Genomic DNA, 17,468 nt, shown 5'->3' with positions numbered 1-17,468 from the left:
CTGTTAGTGAGTAACTTGTTTACCAAGCGCCTAGGTAAGACTTGTACGATTGTAGGCGAACGGTTGCTGCGCCAATCACATCAATGAAGCCCCAGAATGGATGCGGCTTCTCAGCTGAAATCCAAGCAGAACCAGCTGCGCCAATTGGGATGTTGTAACCTTCTGGTTCGAAGATTTCGAGTACGATAGTACGGCCTAGGCCATTGCCATTTTGCACTACGTGTTGACCAACGCTTTGTGGTCCTTGAAGTGGAGAAATACTCGACTCACCTGTACCTGTGGTAAAGCTATGAACTTTGGCTCTGAATACGTGACCAGGGTAAGCATCCACAAAGAACTCTGCAAAATCACCTACTTGAACATAGCCGTAAGTTTGATCTGAGATACGCATCTCTAGGAACTTTTTACTGGTGTTGTAAAGGTGCATGTTACCCATCACAGAACCTTCAGCAATGTTGACTATCGATACTTGGCCGTCAAATTCTGCTTTGATGGTTTTCTTATCTTGCGCCCAGTTTACTTTCTGTAGATCGGCTTTTAATGATGTCAGTTCAGCATGCATCACGCGAAGGTCTGAGTTGTATTTTTCCACGTCACGCATGTTGAAGATTTCAGGCGATGTTTCTGCGCGATCTAAATCGCGAGACATCTGTTTGATCTCTTCTTCTTTTTGCACGATCTCAGACTCAATCTTCGCTTTGTCTGCGGCTGAGTCGATATCGACTAAGGTATAAATGACATCGCCTTTCTTAACGATTTGGTTGTGATCAACAAACACTTCATCAATCTGTTGGCCAAAGATTGGAGACATCACAGCGTGTGGCGCTTTAACCGTTGTCGAATTGGTCATATCAACCGGAGCCCATAGGCGAGACACGATAGCCAATAAACCTAGAATCACGGCACCGCCAATCGCAGCCCACGTGTAGTTCTTAATGCTCTTTTTTAATGCGCCAGTCGCGAACAGGGACCATACAATCAGAATGTATGGGATCATCATCTCTTTCATTATGCGGCCTCTTTTCCAGTGGGTGTCTGTTCAGACTCTGCTTTTTTTGTTGCTTGTTCGTCGGTTACTTTGCTGTCGTCGCTTGTCTTGTTCTCATCTTTGGTTGGAGTTGCATCTGTTTTAGAAGACTCATTCTCAACAGACTTGCTCCTAACTGATTTAGGTTGAACACCACGACGAATCACATCACTGATCGATTGACCGATGTGTTTCCAGTTAGCGAGTGCAATAACCAGTGCGATTACCCAGAAGGTTTTGCTAATGAACAAGCCACAAAGAGAGAGTGCGAAGACAATTTGTACGTGAGCACTTTTGTGTTCTTTCGCTTTATGGACACCGACTTCGTGTACCTGCCACATGCCGTAAATCGCAGCAAGAACCACAGCCATCGTTACGGAAAATAGATAACCGGAGAAGAACTCAGTTTGGAAGAACGTCATCATCATCTCGTTCGGATGGTTATTGAACTGAGAAAGATCGATGTCTTTAGAGTGGATTTTACCCATCGGAGCGAGCACCCAAGCACCTGCAAACATGAGTGCCATAAATAGACAGAACTTGATGAGAACCATCACCACAGCCCAGACTTTCTGCAGAACAATTTTAAGGAATTTCATATCTCAACCTAAAAAGTAAGGAGAGAGAACGTGCAGCCGAGAGGCAAGACTTTTAGATGGCATCTGAAAGGGTGTTGAATATCGGTCAAAACGATGACGTGTGATAAACAAAAGTAATAGATAACAATTAAAAATCGATTCGCCACAACTGGCCACGAATTCTCAAAAATACAGGGCTAATTAGACCTGAAGAAATCATTCTTAAAGTAACGTTAACCATTGTGAGAATAGGTTTGCATTGGTTTTTGGAACATCCTCCGTGATGCGCGCAACGCGATTTATCTACACATTTATAGGTGTGCTGTTTAGGTTAAGAATTGATTTGTTGGCCGAATGATAGAAAGTGTTATAGGTGGTATCTACCGGAGAATCCGATTTTGAATTATCGTAATTACGATAGATGGGTGGGGGATTGCATGAATAGACACGTTTATTTGAATAGGCTCAAACTAAGGAGGTAAATTTTGTTGATTAAATTGGCTTGGATCATAGAAGTGAGTAAAAAATCATCAGGAAGACTGGCCAAAAAATATGAAAAAATTTGACCAGCGTCAGGGGTGTTATTTGAACGGGTTAAGCGTAACTGGAGCAACAAAGAACTTTAGATTCCAATCTGGCGAGTAGGGAACGTATTCTGATGGGTTCGTTGCGCCAACATTCGCATCTGGTTTCATTACGTAGTATTGAAGTTCAATACCCCAACGGACAGGCATTGGGCCAACTTTAAACATGTCGATGTAACCAAGGCCAACTGGCACCGTGAATCGGTCTGAGCCGTCTTTTTCCCAATCGATTTGAATGTTCGGTGTCATGCCGATCAATGCGGTGTTGCTCACTCGATAGTTTAAGAAGTATTGGATATCCGCTTGGTTGGTTGATTCGGTTACGCTGTCGCTGCCACCCACATCCCACCATTGCTGAGCAAGAATGCCGACGTTCCAACTATCAATGTTCATTGGCTGTCCAGTTTCTTTACCTAACCTTGCCACTAGAGCTGCAGGGCCTACTTGCCATTTATCTTGAGTTAAGCCATCAGTACCGGTTGGTGCAATCATGGTTGGACCCACACCCCAGATAAAGCCATCGTCACGGTTTGGAGCTGCAAGAGATAGGAAAACTGTATCGCCCATCCCGTTTGTACGACCTTCAAAGAAGTCACCGTCTTCGCGATCACCTGGTGCACTGTAATGGTTAGCGACGATTCTGTTCACCAAGTTCCATTCACCATCCATAATAGGAACAGGCATTACTGGTTGAAAGCTGAAGCGGTTCTGCATCTCATGGTGGCCATCTTCTTTCTCTAGGAAGGTGTAGTCATTTTGAGTGATCAGCATCCACACATCCGATACTGGGTTTGCCGATTTCTTTGCGGCTTCTTCAACGGAGAGTTTTTCTTTAACGGGCAGCTTTTCTGTAACAGATAGTTTTTCGGCTTCAGCAAGAGCCGAACCTGAGTAAGCCACTGCCGCGCAGCTAAGAAGTAGCGGGAGTATTTTATTGTTTTTCATTTTTTATACCGTGGGTCGTTTTAATATCCCGCTATTGTAGAGTTCAAAATGGGAATGTATATAAACCGTACGGGGACACAGTGTCATGATAAGTGAGACAATTTGAGCGATGTTACGTTGAATTGGTAGTTAAATGTCGTAAAAATCTGACGGTGAGTAAAAGCGATTTAAGAATTGTCTCAATATACGATATTGGCATTAGTTATGAGCGTTGGCCATGCATGCTGGTCATACGGTTGACCACGATATCCGCGAGGTGTTTAAGTGGTATTTTACTCATCAAATGGAAGACCTTCACTGTACCGCATGCTGTTTCCTTCTCAGTTTTGTTTCTCGATGGGCGTCGGTTGTTTCATTCTATCGGTTTTACGATAAGATAATTAAATCTATCGCCTAATGAGTACAGAATCATGAGTAATGACATTCCGAACTTTAACTTATTAGCTGTATTTTGTGCGGTGATGGAGCAAGGCAGTTTGAGTAAAGCCGCTGATCATCTTGGCACCAATCAGTCGACCATTAGTACGGCACTGGCACGTTTGAAGGCAGAGATAGGGCAAGAGTTATTTGTTCGTAAGGGAAGAGGAGTGGTGCCTACTGCCTATTCTCAAAGTTTGTATGAACAAGTTAAAACACCGATCCAAGAGCTTAACGGCGTGTTTCAAGGCATGACACTGTTTGATGAAGCCTCCACAGAGCGCAGGTTTGTGGCTTCGGTTCCTGAACATTTGCAGTGGCTGTTGCTCAACCGGTTTTCTCAGTTGCCTAACCAAGGACTCTCCCTAGAGGTCTATGATCAACCGGATACTGATGATCAAGTTCACGAAGATCTCCTGACTCAAAAGTTTGATGTGATGATCGACATTGTGTTGCCTGAGCATCCAAGTACGGTTAGCGAAAAGCTCTATGACAGTGAGTTTGTGATTGTTTGCCGAAATGGACACCCGAGAATCAAAGGCGAGATCACCGAAGCGCAGTATTTGAGTGAGCAACATGCGGTTTTGGCTAGGACACGTCGCCAAGTGAGAAGCTTGAGCCACTACACCTCATTAGACTTATCTCGACGTAAGATTGTGATTCACGGCAGTTCTTTGTTCAATAACTTACTGCTGTGCAGTCAGTCTGATTACATCACGGTTGCGCCGCTGTCATTGGCGATTCAGTTTAAGGATCGTTTTGATTTACAGTTATTCAAACCACCTTTCGATTACCAACCGATCTCTCATTACCTTATCTGGTTGAAAAAGCAGAATAACGATCCGGCCCATAAGTGGTTCAGAGAGCAGGTTATCAATACCACGAATGACATGTCTAAGACGCTCAACAGTTGGCGTTCCGCTTTCTGATTGCACCCCTGCCTTTCGCTTGTCAATACCACCCATAGCAAATCATCTGTATTAAATTCCTCATAACAAAAAATTATCACAATGAGAATTTTTGATAATTTCATTTATTTGCTGTCAGTCCGTATATTAACCCTAAGAAAGAAGTGGATAACCTCCACTCACGATTATATCGGCCCACGTTGCTGGGCTAAAAAGGGTGAAATATGAAATTCCTACACACAATGATTCGAGTTGCTGATCTAGATAAGTCTATTGAGTTCTACACCAAGGTATTGGGTATGAAAGAGCTTGAGCGCCATGACAATAACGATTACCGCTACACCTTAGTTTTTGTTGGTTACGAGCAAGGCGGCACAACCATCGAACTGACTCATAACTGGGATACCAACGAATACGAAATGGGTAACGCTTTTGGCCATTTAGCATTGGGTGTGGAAGACATTTACGCGGCGTGTGACAAGATTAAATCGCTGGGTGGCAATGTGACTCGCGAAGCGGGTCCAGTAAAAGGCGGTTCAACACACATCGCTTTTATCACTGACCCAGACGGCTACCAAATCGAACTGATTCAACTAGGTTAATCGAGGAAATGACAATGACAAACGCCCTATTTCAACCAATTCAACTTGGTAACATCGAACTAAAAAACCGTATTGTTATGCCTCCGATGACTCGTTCTCGTGCAACGCAACCTGGTAATTCTGCAAACGAAATGATGGCGGCTTACTACGCTCAACGCGCTTCTGCGGGTTTGATTGTGGCAGAAGGCACTCAGATTTCACCATTGGGTCAAGGCTACGCTTGGACACCGGGTATCTACTCTGAAGAGCAAATCGCGGGTTGGAAAAAAGTAACCGATGCAGTGCATGAAAAAGAGGGCGTTATTTTCGCTCAACTTTGGCATGTAGGCCGTGTAACACACCCAGATAACATCGGCGGTGAACAGCCAATCTCGTCTTCTGCGATGAAAGCGGAAAACGTAAAAGTCTTCATCGATAATGGCACTGATGAGCCGGGCTTTGTTGATGTGGTTGAACCTCGTGAAATGACCAAAGAAGACATCAAAGGAGTGGTTGAGCAATATCGCCAAGCGGCGCTTAATGCAATCGAAGCAGGCTTTGATGGCATTGAACTTCACGCAGCAAATGGCTACCTGATTAACCAGTTCATTGACTCTGAAGCAAACAACCGTACCGATGAATACGGCGGTTCAACTGAAAACCGCTTACGTTTCTTAGGTGAAGTGGTTGAAGCTATGGTTGAGGCGATTGGCGCTGAGCGTGTTGGTGTTCGTCTTGCTCCGTTTACTTCGCTAAATGGCACGGTTGATGCGACGCCTGTAGAAACTTACACAGCAGCGGCAGCATTCCTAAATCTGTACAAGATCGTTTACCTGCACATCGCAGAAGTAGACTGGGATGACGCGCCTGAAACGCCAAAAGCATTCAAAGCTGCCGTTCGTGAAGCGTTCAAAGGTGTTCTGATTTATGCAGGTAAATACGATAGCGAACGTGGCGAGCAAGCGGTTGCTGAAGGCGTAACAGACATGGTTGGCTTTGGTCGTCCATTCGTTGCGAACCCTGATTTACCCGCTCGTATTCAAAATGGTTTTCCGCTGGCTCCGCACGATCCAAACACCTTGTTTGGTGGTGCTGAAAAAGGCTTAACTGATTACCCTGAATACGCAGGCTAAAAACTGCTGCCTGAAGCAGAGTATTGAGATAGTATCTTGATCCTGTTAAGAGTTTATAAAAAGCAACCTTGCAGAGTCAGGTTGCTTTTTTTGTTATTGGATCGAATAAAAATGATGAACGTAAAAGCGATGCGTGGCGAGCTTTACCTCTTGTGTGCCACTTTGCTGGCGGGTGTTGGGTGGATTGCCTCTAAGTTGGTGGTCATGGAAATGCCTGGGCCAGTGTTCATTGGTGTGCGATTTTTCGTGGCGAGCCTGATTTTACTGCCATTCTGTATTCATCATATTCGCAAGCTATCTCTTAAGCAGATCCTGTCGCTTTGTGGCGTTGGTCTATTGTTGTCTGCCTCATTGCAGGTTTGGGTGTTTGCCGTATCGGTAACTGAAAGCTTGTCTGAAGGTGCATTCATCATGAGCTTGGCTATGATCATCGCGCCATTTGTCTCTTGGATTCTGTTTCGAGTTAAGCCTAATCGTGCATTTTGGAAATCATTTCCTATCGCGATCATGGGTATGTTGCTGCTTACTCTCACCAACGGTTGGCACGTTGAACAAAGTCAGATCTACTTCCTATTGGCTTCAATGTTGCTCTCTGTCCACTTTGTGATGAACAAGCGTGTTATTACTAACATCAAGCCAATTGCTTCGATTTGCGTACAGCTTTTTGTGGTCGGTATCAGTGGGATGGCGTTTGCGTCTATGACCGCTCAACCGGAGTTTGAAATCACCAAAACGCTCATCTTTTGGTTTATCGTGTCTGCTGTTATCGCAACTTCTATTCGTTACTTATTGCAAACGGTAGGGCAGCACTCCGTGAACATGGAAGTAGCGGCGCTTATCATGATTCTAGAGCCAGTATGGACACTATTACTTAGTGTCAGCATGTTGGGAGAAACGGTCGAAATGCAGAAATTGTTGGGTGGAGCCTTGATTATCGGTTCACTGTTTTGCTACATCAAATGGTCGCGAAGAAAATAAAACCCTCGTTTAGGGCGAGGGTCTATTGATGTCTAGTTTCTAAGTGCTTTCTTCAGCGCGAGCTATCGAGCTATCGAGCTATCGAGCTAGACAGCGGCGACCATTTTCTTAAGTAAGCCGATCATCTGTTGTTGCTCTTGTGCATCAAGCGTTGCCATCAGTTCTTCATTTAACCTAACTGGGATGGGTATTAACACTTCTTCAAGTGCTTTACCTTTCTCTGTTAGGTAGATTCTAAAAGAGCGGCGGCTGTGTGGGTCGGCTCTACGTTCTACCAGTTCAAGCTTTTCCAACTTATCTAATGTTCGTGTTGTTGTTGAGTTTTCTACTTTAGACTTCGCGGCAATATCACGCTGGGTAACCCCTTCTTCTTCCCATAAACACATCAAGGTTGGCCACAATGCGATGGTTAAGCCGTGTTTCTTTAACTCAAGGTCGAAATCTTTGGTCGCTTTGTTGGCGATCACATTGATCATCCATCCAAAACTATTCTGTCTATCAAACTCTTCTGGCATTCGTTAGTCCCTAATTTTTATGACATAACAACTATTGCCATCGTAACTAATACCGACGCAATTAGCACCAACAACGCTTTTCTATTTGATGAAAAAGCCAATTGAGTGCCATTTCCGAAATGAGCGGTAGATAACGATTGATTTTGTTTGCCTGTGATCATAGCGAGAACCAAAGGCTTTGAGCGCAGTTTGTAGGTCAAGATAGCCAATAAATGCAGCACGACAAAAGCGATTAACATACGTGCGGCAATGGCATGAAGCGTGGCGAATAGGTCAAAGACATCGTCTGTGATGATGACTTCTGAATACGGCAATGTGTCGAAGAACCCCGCAATTGCGAGGCCAGTTATGCATTGCACGAACAACGTAGTGATCATGCCTACAACCATCCAAGCACCTAGAGGATTGTGTCCCGGCTTAGGTTGAACTCGGCCTCGTAAGTACTGCCAAGCAGAGCGAGGAGAACTAACAAATTGCGAAAAACGGCTGGTATCACTGCCAATCATTCCCCAGACCAAGCGCCACAGAATCAAACTAAACAGTGCTAACCCTAAATAAATGTGTGGGCCATTGCCACTAAAGCCAGATACGGCAAGGCCAATAAACAGAGCTGCTTGCAGCCAGTGATAGAGTCGAGTCGGTAGATCCCAGATTTTCATTGTTCAGTTTCCTGCTTGTCATTTTCAAAGTGATATTAATTTACACAACAATAGTTGCGTATGCAACTGTTGTTGTGTAAATTAAATGCATCTCATCGATTACGATTGAAAGATCAACAAACCAACCGACCAATGAACAGGAATGACACTATGAAAAAACTGACTATCGCTTTACTTATCTCCGTGCCAGTGATGGCTGTTGCTGCAACTGAAGCCGTGAACAATCGCCAGCAGGCTTTTAGCTCAATTGAAAAGCTCAATAAACAAGTGTCTTCAGAATTAGGAAACCGAAATGCAGATTGGAAGAAGGTTGAGGAGTTAAGCCAGAGTTTGGTTGAGCACGGAATCGTACTGAGTAACAGTTTTGCTGTGAGTGACATGGGCGGTAAGGCAACAGAAGCTGTGTGGAGTAAGCCTGAGAAATTCAACCAACTGATGCTACAGATGAACCAAGGTTTTACAGAGTTACAGCAAGCGAGTATTGAACAGGACCTTAGCAAGGCTGAGCGTGGGTTAGATGCTGCCAACAACACATGCCGAGCGTGTCATCGTACTTATCGTTCGCGTTGGTAAGTCATTTTGACGCTCCTAAAAACAATAAAGCCTGTGCGAATCGAATCGCGACAGGCTTGATGCTGAAAATAACAAATAAGCTAGGGCTTAGCTGAAGTTCGCTTAAATTATATGTTTTCACCCAAACTAAAATACGCCAGCACTTCATCTTCGTTGTTGTAGGTGAAATCCATGCGCACGTTGATACGTTCTTGGCGCAATAGTCGATAACGTAATCCGAGGCCAACCATAGATAACAGCTCACCTTCGTCGAAGCTGTGATAAGGGTCTTTCGGGTTGAGCCTTTCACCAAACACCTTGCCCACACCAGTTAAACCAACGACGGCTACGTTGTTCAAGAAGTTAATTGATGAGCCAGAAATAGAGTAGCGGTATTCCATCTCAAGGTTGGTCATGTGCGAGGCAATGTGATCCCCTGCGACAAAACCTCGTTGAACGTTTCGCCCTTGTCGACCATAAGTACTGTATGCGCTGCTTGGTGCATTTTCTGCATCGAGTAGGTATCGAGTCACCCATCGGCTTGCAATGATGTGATTGTCATTGTGCGTCAAGCTGTAGAAAAAACGGTAGTCAGAAAACAACGAAGAGTAGGTCGCATCTTCATCATTGCCTAACCAAGCGCCATGATCTTCATAAGTCAGCTCAAATAAAAAGCCGTGATACGGATAGTAGTAATGCTCTCTTTCGTCCCATAAGAATGAAAGCTTTGCTCCCATGTCCGCTTCATACTCTTCATTAAACCCTGTGAGTTTAAGCAAAAGATCATCGCGAGGCGTATCCCCTAGATAGCGAGCGGTAGAGTAATTTAACCCAGTGCCCAGATAAATGTTGTCGTAGACCTTAAAATAAAAATCACCATCGAAAGCGTATTCTTGATGGTTGGTATCGACAAGATCAACCAGTGTGATGTTGGTGCTAGAGAAGCCCATTTCACCAGTGAACCGCAAGGAATCACCGTTTAATAAAAGGTCAGCATTACCTTTTATGTAGTAGCTGTCGTTCTGGGTATAAGTCAGGGTTGCCGATAAGGTTGATGCGTTCTTGGTTTCACCATCTGCGTAAAAGTTGTAGATAGGAACAACCGAAATCCCAGTATCGACACTTGGATCGTAGAAGGGGATAGCAATGACACGAAATTGGTCATTCAGTTCAGGTTCTTGTGACTCTCGCGTATCAACTTCAAAAGCTGAACTGGAGAAACTGGCAACAGTCGAAAGAAAGGCTGTTGTCAAAAAAGAGTGTCGAGTCATGTATGGTGTTACGTCCAATGTATAGTGAATCGCATTCAACTTTCATAGTCGGCGAGCGGCGATAATAACACGTCACGAATACTGATTAATAGCAGGTGAATGGTAGGTATTGGAAATATACCGTACAAAAATAAGTGCAATTGATAACATGGACATTAAAAATGGTGAGAGGGGAACTCACCATTTGAGGTTGTTTCTTGGTGGCCGATTGTGGCGGCTTAGTCGCTAGATCTATAGTTAAACCGTTAGCGATAAAGCTCAGTCGTCAGCCAGACCATTTAGTCGTTAATAGTAACTTTTAGTCGTTAATGGTGACTTTCGAAATCACGATATCTTCGCATGGCACATCTTCATGTCCCCAGCGAGTGGTCGTTGGAGCGACAGCAATCTTGTTAACCACGTCCATGCCTGCCGATACTTTACCAAACACTGCGTAGCCCCAACCTGCGTTGCTGGTCGCGGTATGATCAAGAAAATCATTGTCGTCAAGGTTGATAAAGAATTGGGCTGTTGCTGAGTGCGGTGCGTCAGTGCGAGCCATTGCCACAGAGCCAATCACGTTCTTTAATCCACGGTTTGCTTCATTGACGATAGGTGAGTGTGTTGGTTTCTCTGTCATGTCGATGGTGTGTCCACCACCTTGAATCATAAAGCCTTCAATCACGCGGTGAAACGTGGTGCCTTCATAGAAGCCTTCTTGGCAGTATTTAAGGAAGTTTTTTGAACTTACTGGCGCTTTTTCAAGGTTGAGTTCGATCTCGATGTCGCCAAAGTTAGTGGTAAGAGTAATCATAAAGTTACCTAATGTTGAAGTACTGCTGAGTCGTGAATGACCAAATATGGTTGCAGTATATGAGAAATAACAGCGGATGCCAGTGAACTGTGATTCTGACGTGTATTCAAGGGTGATCTGAGTGATCTTCAAACATTCATTCTCAAGCTCACTTCACACATACAGACAAGAAAGCCAGCGAACAGGTCGCTGGCTTTTGAGGTTTTAAAATCTATCGTTTTTGATTAAAGCGTTAGAAGGTAGTTCACCAGCTGGTTGTACTCTTCATAGCTGGTGATTTTTTCTGGTTTCACGATGTACTTGTTGTTAACCAGTACGCCAGGTACCCCTGTTAATGTGCTCGCATCAAACTCTTTATCAAAACGTTTTTGCATTGAATTCACAGCAAAGCCGTTGTAAGCCGCATCGAACTTCTTCGCATCAATGCCATTATTGATGAACACTTGGCGCAGTTCTGATTCATCTTTTGGTGTTTGTCTCATCTCGTGGATTTGAGCAAACATTGCCGGAATCATGCTTTCTTCTGCACCCAACGCAACCATGGTGGCGTAGGCTTTCGCCATAGGCACTGCCATGTCGTTACCCATAAAGGCAACGTGTACTTTTTGGAATTCTGCAGATTTTGGCAGGTCTTGTTTAAGGTACTTGATTACCCCTTCAAACTTGTAACAGTGCGGGCAGTAAAACGAGAAAAACTCAGTCACGACGGGCTTGTCGGCTTTTGCTACATCAAGGATCTTATAGTGAGTGCCTTCTTCAAATTGAGCGGCATTAATAGATGCGCTCATGATCAGAGCTGCAAATAGGCTAAATAGCTTTTTCATTGGGTAATTTCCTAAATTCGGATGTCATTGTGTACAGCGATAACGCCGTTTTTTGTGGTGGCAGGTTGTGCCAAAAAGGACAAACGATTAAGAAATAGGAGGGCGGTAAGGCGCTTTAGGCGACATGATCGCTTTGTGTGAGGGCTCTTTTTCGATTAAAGCCAACGACTCGATTTGAGTGTTGAATGTCTCAGAAACGATGAGTGGTGGCATTTTTAACAAGCAGACTGAACCACAACAATGATGTTCAATGTTGGGTTGTGCTGTTGAATAAGGTGCTGAGGTGCTTACGGACGTTGATAGATTTTGAGAGGCCAGCGCAACATTGTTACTCGCGATGCTATCCACACTAATGGTGGCTATTAACATAGCGAATAGCATGAAAGCGTGTACCCAAATTTTGCTGATCAACTTTGGCATGAATTCTTAGTCTTGGTGAACGAGTAAAGCAGGCGAATCATACCTCACTCGTTTGTGCATCTCTAATCAAACCCAACAAAACTTAGTCGAGCTCAACTTTTATTACGCTTGATACTGTTTCAGGAACATCTCGACACTGGAGCTGATGATTACTTGTTTATGTTGTGCATCGGGTGAGGGCGCATGACCAATGATCTGTGGCCAAAAGGCAAACGACTTGAGCAGAGCAATAAACTGAGTCGAGGCAAACAATGGGTCGAGTTCCACTAAGCGACCATCCGCTAATGCGGCTTTTATCCAGATAGTCAGGCCACTTTCAGCTTGAGAATATTTCTCCATTGCCTGACTTGCCAGTTCTGCATTGTGGAAGTATTCCGAAAACAGCACACGAGATAAGTCGATAAAGCCTTCTGATTCTAAAAGCTCAAGTTCTTGATTGGCAATCGATGCGAGTTGTTCAGCAAGTGGTTGTTCCGCTTGATAAGGGAAATGGGTCGCCGCGAGCGTTTTGCTCCAAATACTGTCGAGAATCTCATCTAGCAATAGCTCTTTACTGGCGAAATGATTGTAAACCGTGCGCTTAGAAACTTCTGCTCGGCTAGAGATCTTATCCATGCTGGTGGCTTTGTAGCCATGCTCGGTAAACTCTGCGATGGCAGCGGCCACGATAGATTCGCGTTTTCTTTGGCTCAGTGTTTTTTTTACAGTCATCTGGATACTACTCAATATGTGCGGTTAGCATTGCTTACGCCAATTTTACACCACGAAGTTTACTTTTAGAACACCAGTGAGTTTCCTTTTCGAATTCCGTTACCTTAACGGTTGCGTTAACTATTAGCTCGGATAAGGGAAATGGATAGTTGTGAGAGTAGGGTGGATAGCTATGAGAGTGATTGAATCGCTTTTCAACGCGCTATGGGTGTCATAGAATCGAAGAAGGATTGAATTTTTATTGTTATCGACGGAAGAGAATTAACAGTCAATGAGTAGTATTTTAGAGTGTATTCGTACTGTTGGACGAGGGGAAAGAGGGCGTAAGCCTTTATCGTTCGAACAAGCCTATCGCATCATGGATGAGTATTTAAGCGGAGAGGTCGGAGACGACCAAATGGCTATGCTACTGATGTTAATTCGTGTGCAAAATGAAACCAATGAAGAGATCGCAGGCTTTGTAAAAGCTTTCCAATCTCGCGTGCCTGATTTGGGTGCGGATATTGATTGGCCTTGCTACGCCGGTAAGCGTAATGATACCGCGAGTGGTAAGCCTTGGAATTTGCTGGCGGCAAAAATCTTAGCTGACAATGGCTACAAGGTATTGATGCATGGCTATATGGATAAGCCAAGCGGTCGCACACACGCAGAGACTCACTTGGAATTAGTGGGTGTTCGTCGTGCTGAAGATCCACAAGATGCAAAACAGATACTAGAAGCGGATGGTATTGCTTATTTACCTTTGGCGAATTTCGCACCTGAAGCTCAAACCATGATCGGTTGGAAGCACCGCTATGGTCTACGTACTCCAATCAACACCGTGGTTCGTGCATTAAACCCTGGTGGCGGTCGTTTAGGTTTACGCGGCAGTTTTCACCCTGGTTTCCCACAACTTCATGCAGAAGTTGAGTATGTGATTGGCAATAAATCCCACTCGGTAATTTCATTCAAAGGCATGAACGGTGAGTCGGAATACAACCCTAAGGTTAGCCAAACGGTGTGGATGAGTTCTCCTGATAAGGTTGAATCCTTCTATTGGGAAGAGATGATGAACTCTGATATTTCATTGCCGAGTGAGTGTGTTCTAGGTACGCCGGAAGATGAGATGGAATTGATGGCAAACACTGTTGTCGACAGCATGACGGCGATTATTTTCGCTGAAACGCACGATAAAACCGAAGCCTACACAAAAGCCATCCGCCTTTGGGATGCGTATTGTGCTCGCTAGCACTTGGTCATAAGTGTATAGCGGTTCGGAGAGTTATTTAGAGAAGGTCAGCGAATGCTGGCCTTTTTTGTGTCTTGCTGCTTCTACTCGTGGGTAAGTAATAAACGCTATTTTACTCGCATCAGTCGATGCATTTTGTCTTCAAATTTCAATTCAATAACTTGTGAAATCTTCATCTTCTCTACACGTTCTAACATCGAAGGCTGGTAGTGGCGTTTCTTCATCCATTCTAACGGCTCGTTGAAGCCATCTTCATTGATCACAAATGACTGATCGGTAATGGAGTCTTCAAAGATGTGTATTACCCAGATGCGGGACTGGAAATCCAATAGATCGCCAAAGTAGCTTTTTAGCTTAGATAGATTGTGAGCGAGATAAGTTTGAGATGAACGAAGCGAAGTCATAATGGGCCGTTTGGATAAGAGTAAAGCGGGTAACCAAAGTCGGTAACCTTGGCTACTCGGCGTTACTTAGGTTACCACTCAATAACTGCTCATAAAATACGGTATTCATGTGTCATTGACAATACTCCGCAACCTTATCGACGGTGGCATGAGTGATAAGTCGGCTATTTAACGAATAACCCGAAGTCGATCTCTTGTTCTCTTTGGTATTTGACCAGCTTCACTTTCAAGTTGTGTTTTGAGGCCAGATCAATAGCCAAGCTAGACATTCGTTTTATCTCATCAGCGCAACAAGAGATCAGTGGTTTCTCTTCATTATTGATGGTTGCAACCAATGTGTTCTCGGTTCCGTCTTTTCCTGAATAGATGTACGCGTACATGCTCTTGTTGTGTTGCATAAAAGGTCCAATTGTAACTTTTAAATTATTTATTTGGTGCAGGTTACAGGATTGGTTCATTCAGGCTAGTGCGCTTAAGTAAGGTTAAGAAAGAATAAGTAAGGCTTTGTAAGGGCTCTTTTTTTCTTTTTTTTGATTCATAAAAACACGCTCGAGCCTTTTACCGTCTCGTTTTAGGGGCTTGTAAGGTTTTACCTATCAATAAAATTGTTGAAATCCATTTAGTAAAATCAAGATTTTAGACAACAATTAAGTTAACGAGATAGAAAAGAACTATCGGAAAGTATTTAGGGAGAACACAATGCATTCAATAAAAGTGAAAGATTACATGACGCAGCAGGTTGTGACATTCACTCCTGATATGCCGTTAAGCCTAGCGTTAGATCGAGTGATGAAGAGTCATCATATGGGTGGCCCTGTTATCGATGAAACAGAACAAGTGATTGGTTTTTTATCTGAGCAGGATCTACTAGAGAAGCTAGTTAAAGTGAGCTACTTTTGTCAGGACACACACATTGTAGGTGACTGCATGTACCAAGAGGTACTGTCCGTATCACCTGAGCTATCCATTATTGAGTTGGCTGACATGATGCAAGTAGGTAAACCAAAAGCTTACCCGGTTATCGATAATAGAAAGCTGGTTGGGATCATCACTCGAACCGATGTTTTAAGAGCAATCGGCAAGAACTTGGATGAATGTTTCAAACATCCTGTATAGTAGTGATAAGAACGATTATTTTTCTCAACACCAACAATTGACAAAAGGCGCACTAGCGCCTTTTTTCTGTGTAGAGCTTTTCTGGGCAGATCAGGTTTTGTAGGTAAGCTTTTATAGATCTGTTTTTGTAGATCGGCATTTGTCTATCCCAAGCCTATTGAGCTTTAGTGTGTGGTGTTTCAGCTTTTGGAGGTTTCATGTCAAATCAAACTGCAAAGTTTGTAGAAGGTTCAACGATGCGCCACATATTGGTGATGTCGGGAGCTGGCTCTGTCGGTTTGATGGCGTTGTTTGTCGTCGATTTACTCGACATGCTGTTCATCAGTATGCTCGGTCAGGTCGAATTGGCGGCGGCAGTGGGCTTTGCAGGTACCTTAACTTTCTTCTCTACCTCAGTGTCGATTGGTACCTCGATTGCAATGGGAGCCTTGGTTTCTAAAGCGATTGGCTCAAAAAATAGAGACCAAGCCCGAAACTTAAGCACCAGTATAATGCTGACTGCATTTGTGATTAGCTCAACCGTTACCGCGATTATGTTTGCACACATCCCTGAATTATTGGCCGCGATTGGAGCCAAAGGTGTGGCTGCTGAACGTGCTCAGGCCTATCTGCAAATCTTGTTGCCGAGTGGGCCACTGTTAGCGTTGGCCATGGCTGCGGGTGCAGGGTTAAGAGCTGCAGGGGATGCCAAGCGTTCGATGTGGGCAACTTTGTCTGGTGGTATTGTTAACGCAATCTTAGACCCTCTCTTCATTTTTGGTTTTGGCTGGAACATTGAAGGGGCCGCGATTGCTTCTGTTATTGCGCGTTTCTCGGTTCTCTTTTTCTCACTGTATCCGTTGATACGCAGCCATCAACTGGTGGCTCCGCCCTCGATGGTGCAGTGGCGTCTTAACATTCGTCCTATTCTTGCGATTGCTATTCCTGCCATTATTACTAATACCGCTACGCCGATTGGCAATGCGATTGTCACCACAGGTATCGCGCAATATGGCGAAGATTTCGTTGCTGGTTTCGCGGTGATTGGCCGTCTGACCCCTGTGTGTTTCGCGGTGATATTTGCGCTTTCTGGCGCTGTTGGTCCAATCATCGGGCAGAACTTTGGTGCTGATCGAGTAGACAGAGTGAAGGAGACGCTGAATAACTCATTGTTGGTGACCACGGTTTATACCATCGCGGTCTGTATTCTTTTGTACTTGGTTCAAGACTACATCATTCAAGGTTTTAGCCTACAAGGAGATGCGGCGATTATTGTCGCGGCTTTCTGTACCTATGTTGCTTTGACCTTCACATTCAATGGTGCACTCTTTGTCGCGAATACGTCGTTTAATAACTTAGGTAAACCACTGTATTCAACGGCGTTGAACTTAGGAAAAGCGACATTAGGGACTCTGCCTTTTGTTTATTTAGGATCGCAGTGGTATGGTGCTCTGGGCGTATTGTATGGACAAGCGCTGGGTAACGTCGTATTTGGTCTGCTTGGTATTTTGGTACTGCGTTATCATGTTGCTGAACTGATGGCGGGATCTCAAATCGACCCAGTTGAAGACGATGTATCGATTGTCAGCTTGAACACTCAACCTTTCTGTTCACATGATGCGGTTCTGATTGATGATGTATCAGCGAATAGAGAAGAGGGTACTGAGCTGAAGCCGCAGTAACACCATGTAAGAACATCAATGGCTTTCGATAAAAAATCGAAGAGATTGAAAACTTCTTCTTGACCTTGGAGTTACCTCCAAGGTTTATACTTTTAAGGAACTTAAGGTTTGGTTGCTCATTCTACTGGCAACAACCTTAAGGCTTTTTGAGTATTAAGGAGAT

The 17,468-nt window shown here is 44.2% G+C and carries 20 protein-coding genes; 8 read left to right on the top strand and 12 right to left on the bottom strand.

What is annotated here, in order from left to right; translation table 11 throughout:
• Positions 1–19: 19 nt before the first annotated feature.
• The 3 genes from BCT49_RS00625 to BCT49_RS00615 form a co-directional block, all read right to left on the bottom strand.
• Entirely contained in the window at positions 20–1,009 is a 990-nt protein-coding gene (locus BCT49_RS00625; RefSeq protein ID WP_102433743.1) for an efflux RND transporter periplasmic adaptor subunit, read from the bottom strand.
• Positions 1,009–1,626 (bottom strand): magnesium transporter, encoded by a 618-nt coding sequence (locus BCT49_RS00620; RefSeq protein ID WP_102433742.1) that lies wholly within the window; start codon positions 1,624–1,626, stop codon positions 1,009–1,011. The genes BCT49_RS00625 and BCT49_RS00620 overlap by 1 nt, the downstream gene beginning before the upstream one ends.
• 560 nt (positions 1,627–2,186) lie before the next feature.
• Complete coding sequence (locus BCT49_RS00615) at positions 2,187–3,134, bottom strand: hypothetical protein (RefSeq protein ID WP_102433741.1); 948 nt, start codon at positions 3,132–3,134, stop codon at positions 2,187–2,189.
• Between the two features lie 410 nt (positions 3,135–3,544).
• Between BCT49_RS00615 and BCT49_RS00610 the strand changes: the two genes are divergently transcribed.
• The 4 genes from BCT49_RS00610 (at position 3,545) to BCT49_RS00595 (ending at position 7,151) form a co-directional block, all read left to right on the top strand.
• A complete protein-coding gene (locus tag BCT49_RS00610) occupies positions 3,545–4,480 on the top strand; it encodes a LysR family transcriptional regulator (protein WP_102433740.1) in 936 nt (311 codons plus the stop codon).
• A gap of 203 nt (positions 4,481–4,683) precedes the next feature.
• Positions 4,684–5,061 (top strand): lactoylglutathione lyase, encoded by a 378-nt coding sequence (gloA, locus tag BCT49_RS00605; protein WP_048658258.1) that lies wholly within the window; start codon positions 4,684–4,686, stop codon positions 5,059–5,061.
• A 14-nt stretch (positions 5,062–5,075) separates the two neighbouring features.
• Positions 5,076–6,173, top strand: a complete 1,098-nt coding sequence (locus BCT49_RS00600) for an alkene reductase (RefSeq protein WP_102433739.1) — start codon at positions 5,076–5,078, stop codon at positions 6,171–6,173.
• Positions 6,174–6,284: 111 nt separating this feature from the next.
• Positions 6,285–7,151 carry a DMT family transporter gene (locus BCT49_RS00595; RefSeq protein ID WP_102433738.1) on the top strand — a complete coding sequence of 289 codons (867 nt, stop codon included), beginning with the start codon at positions 6,285–6,287 and terminating at the stop codon, positions 7,149–7,151.
• An 86-nt stretch (positions 7,152–7,237) separates the two neighbouring features.
• On the opposite strand, the gene BCT49_RS00590 is transcribed toward BCT49_RS00595, so the two are convergent.
• Both BCT49_RS00590 and BCT49_RS00585 read right to left on the bottom strand, forming a co-directional pair.
• Positions 7,238–7,666 (bottom strand): MarR family winged helix-turn-helix transcriptional regulator, encoded by a 429-nt coding sequence (locus BCT49_RS00590; RefSeq protein ID WP_102433737.1) that lies wholly within the window; start codon positions 7,664–7,666, stop codon positions 7,238–7,240.
• A gap of 17 nt (positions 7,667–7,683) precedes the next feature.
• Positions 7,684–8,325, bottom strand: a complete 642-nt coding sequence (locus tag BCT49_RS00585) for a cytochrome b/b6 domain-containing protein (RefSeq protein ID WP_102433736.1) — start codon at positions 8,323–8,325, stop codon at positions 7,684–7,686.
• Between the two features lie 150 nt (positions 8,326–8,475).
• Here BCT49_RS00585 and BCT49_RS00580 point away from each other — a divergent pair, with 150 nt between their 5' ends.
• Complete coding sequence (locus tag BCT49_RS00580; protein ID WP_102433735.1) at positions 8,476–8,898, top strand: c-type cytochrome; 423 nt, start codon at positions 8,476–8,478, stop codon at positions 8,896–8,898.
• A gap of 107 nt (positions 8,899–9,005) precedes the next feature.
• Here the strand turns inward: BCT49_RS00580 and BCT49_RS00575 are convergent, their stop codons facing one another.
• The 5 genes from BCT49_RS00575 to BCT49_RS00555 all read right to left on the bottom strand — a co-directional run bounded on the left by BCT49_RS00575 (position 9,006) and on the right by BCT49_RS00555 (position 12,896).
• Positions 9,006–10,148 carry a BamA/TamA family outer membrane protein gene (locus tag BCT49_RS00575; protein ID WP_102433734.1) on the bottom strand — a complete coding sequence of 381 codons (1,143 nt, stop codon included), beginning with the start codon at positions 10,146–10,148 and terminating at the stop codon, positions 9,006–9,008.
• 298 nt (positions 10,149–10,446) lie between these two features.
• A complete protein-coding gene (locus BCT49_RS00570) occupies positions 10,447–10,941 on the bottom strand; it encodes a peptidylprolyl isomerase (RefSeq protein WP_102433733.1) in 495 nt (164 codons plus the stop codon).
• A 224-nt stretch (positions 10,942–11,165) separates the two neighbouring features.
• Positions 11,166–11,765, bottom strand: coding sequence for a thiol:disulfide interchange protein DsbA/DsbL (locus tag BCT49_RS00565; protein WP_102433732.1), 600 nt, complete (start codon positions 11,763–11,765; stop codon positions 11,166–11,168).
• A gap of 87 nt (positions 11,766–11,852) precedes the next feature.
• Positions 11,853–12,185, bottom strand: coding sequence for a hypothetical protein (locus BCT49_RS00560; RefSeq protein WP_102433731.1), 333 nt, complete (start codon positions 12,183–12,185; stop codon positions 11,853–11,855).
• A gap of 102 nt (positions 12,186–12,287) precedes the next feature.
• Complete coding sequence (locus tag BCT49_RS00555; protein WP_102433730.1) at positions 12,288–12,896, bottom strand: TetR/AcrR family transcriptional regulator; 609 nt, start codon at positions 12,894–12,896, stop codon at positions 12,288–12,290.
• 271 nt (positions 12,897–13,167) lie between these two features.
• On the opposite strand from BCT49_RS00555, the gene BCT49_RS00550 reads away from it, so the two are divergent.
• The gene (locus BCT49_RS00550) at positions 13,168–14,124 is read left to right on the top strand and encodes a glycosyl transferase family protein (RefSeq protein WP_102433729.1); all 957 of its coding nucleotides are present in this window, start codon (positions 13,168–13,170) and stop codon (positions 14,122–14,124) included.
• Between the two features lie 107 nt (positions 14,125–14,231).
• Here BCT49_RS00550 and BCT49_RS00545 read toward each other — a convergent pair whose 3' ends face one another.
• Together BCT49_RS00545 and BCT49_RS00540 are read right to left on the bottom strand one after the other, a co-directional pair.
• Positions 14,232–14,528 (bottom strand): hypothetical protein, encoded by a 297-nt coding sequence (locus BCT49_RS00545; RefSeq protein ID WP_102433728.1) that lies wholly within the window; start codon positions 14,526–14,528, stop codon positions 14,232–14,234.
• Positions 14,529–14,692: 164 nt separating this feature from the next.
• Positions 14,693–14,926 carry a hypothetical protein gene (locus BCT49_RS00540; protein ID WP_102433727.1) on the bottom strand — a complete coding sequence of 78 codons (234 nt, stop codon included), beginning with the start codon at positions 14,924–14,926 and terminating at the stop codon, positions 14,693–14,695.
• Positions 14,927–15,227: 301 nt separating this feature from the next.
• Between BCT49_RS00540 and BCT49_RS00535 the strand changes: the two genes are divergently transcribed.
• Positions 15,228–15,644 (top strand): CBS domain-containing protein, encoded by a 417-nt coding sequence (locus BCT49_RS00535; protein ID WP_017109961.1) that lies wholly within the window; start codon positions 15,228–15,230, stop codon positions 15,642–15,644.
• 197 nt (positions 15,645–15,841) lie between these two features.
• Entirely contained in the window at positions 15,842–17,305 is a 1,464-nt protein-coding gene (locus BCT49_RS00530) for an MATE family efflux transporter (RefSeq protein WP_102433726.1), read from the top strand.
• Positions 17,306–17,468: the final 163 nt, after the last annotated feature.

It is taken from the genome of Vibrio lentus, assembly GCF_002875945.1.
In the GTDB taxonomy this organism is placed as follows: domain Bacteria; phylum Pseudomonadota; class Gammaproteobacteria; order Enterobacterales; family Vibrionaceae; genus Vibrio; species Vibrio apostichopi.
Note: the sequence above shows the minus strand (reverse complement) of the source record. Positions and strands in the feature narration are given on the sequence as shown.

Bases quoted from the DNA above. Each gene is read 5' to 3' on its own strand.
- BCT49_RS00625 (WP_102433743.1), bottom strand. From the start codon at position 1,009: ATGAAAGAGATGATGATCCCATACATTCTGATTGTATGGTCCCTGTTC.
- BCT49_RS00620 (WP_102433742.1), bottom strand. From the start codon at position 1,626: ATGAAATTCCTTAAAATTGTTCTGCAGAAAGTCTGGGCTGTGGTGATG.
- BCT49_RS00615 (WP_102433741.1), bottom strand. From the start codon at position 3,134: ATGAAAAACAATAAAATACTCCCGCTACTTCTTAGCTGCGCGGCAGTG.
- BCT49_RS00610 (WP_102433740.1), top strand. From the start codon at position 3,545: ATGAGTAATGACATTCCGAACTTTAACTTATTAGCTGTATTTTGTGCG.
- gloA (WP_048658258.1), top strand. From the start codon at position 4,684: ATGAAATTCCTACACACAATGATTCGAGTTGCTGATCTAGATAAGTCT.
- BCT49_RS00600 (WP_102433739.1), top strand. From the start codon at position 5,076: ATGACAAACGCCCTATTTCAACCAATTCAACTTGGTAACATCGAACTA.
- BCT49_RS00595 (WP_102433738.1), top strand. From the start codon at position 6,285: ATGATGAACGTAAAAGCGATGCGTGGCGAGCTTTACCTCTTGTGTGCC.
- BCT49_RS00590 (WP_102433737.1), bottom strand. From the start codon at position 7,666: ATGCCAGAAGAGTTTGATAGACAGAATAGTTTTGGATGGATGATCAAT.
- BCT49_RS00585 (WP_102433736.1), bottom strand. From the start codon at position 8,325: ATGAAAATCTGGGATCTACCGACTCGACTCTATCACTGGCTGCAAGCA.
- BCT49_RS00580 (WP_102433735.1), top strand. From the start codon at position 8,476: ATGAAAAAACTGACTATCGCTTTACTTATCTCCGTGCCAGTGATGGCT.
- BCT49_RS00575 (WP_102433734.1), bottom strand. From the start codon at position 10,148: ATGACTCGACACTCTTTTTTGACAACAGCCTTTCTTTCGACTGTTGCC.
- BCT49_RS00570 (WP_102433733.1), bottom strand. From the start codon at position 10,941: ATGATTACTCTTACCACTAACTTTGGCGACATCGAGATCGAACTCAAC.
- BCT49_RS00565 (WP_102433732.1), bottom strand. From the start codon at position 11,765: ATGAAAAAGCTATTTAGCCTATTTGCAGCTCTGATCATGAGCGCATCT.
- BCT49_RS00560 (WP_102433731.1), bottom strand. From the start codon at position 12,185: ATGCCAAAGTTGATCAGCAAAATTTGGGTACACGCTTTCATGCTATTC.
- BCT49_RS00555 (WP_102433730.1), bottom strand. From the start codon at position 12,896: ATGACTGTAAAAAAAACACTGAGCCAAAGAAAACGCGAATCTATCGTG.
- BCT49_RS00550 (WP_102433729.1), top strand. From the start codon at position 13,168: ATGAGTAGTATTTTAGAGTGTATTCGTACTGTTGGACGAGGGGAAAGA.
- BCT49_RS00545 (WP_102433728.1), bottom strand. From the start codon at position 14,528: ATGACTTCGCTTCGTTCATCTCAAACTTATCTCGCTCACAATCTATCT.
- BCT49_RS00540 (WP_102433727.1), bottom strand. From the start codon at position 14,926: ATGCAACACAACAAGAGCATGTACGCGTACATCTATTCAGGAAAAGAC.
- BCT49_RS00535 (WP_017109961.1), top strand. From the start codon at position 15,228: ATGCATTCAATAAAAGTGAAAGATTACATGACGCAGCAGGTTGTGACA.
- BCT49_RS00530 (WP_102433726.1), top strand. From the start codon at position 15,842: ATGTCAAATCAAACTGCAAAGTTTGTAGAAGGTTCAACGATGCGCCAC.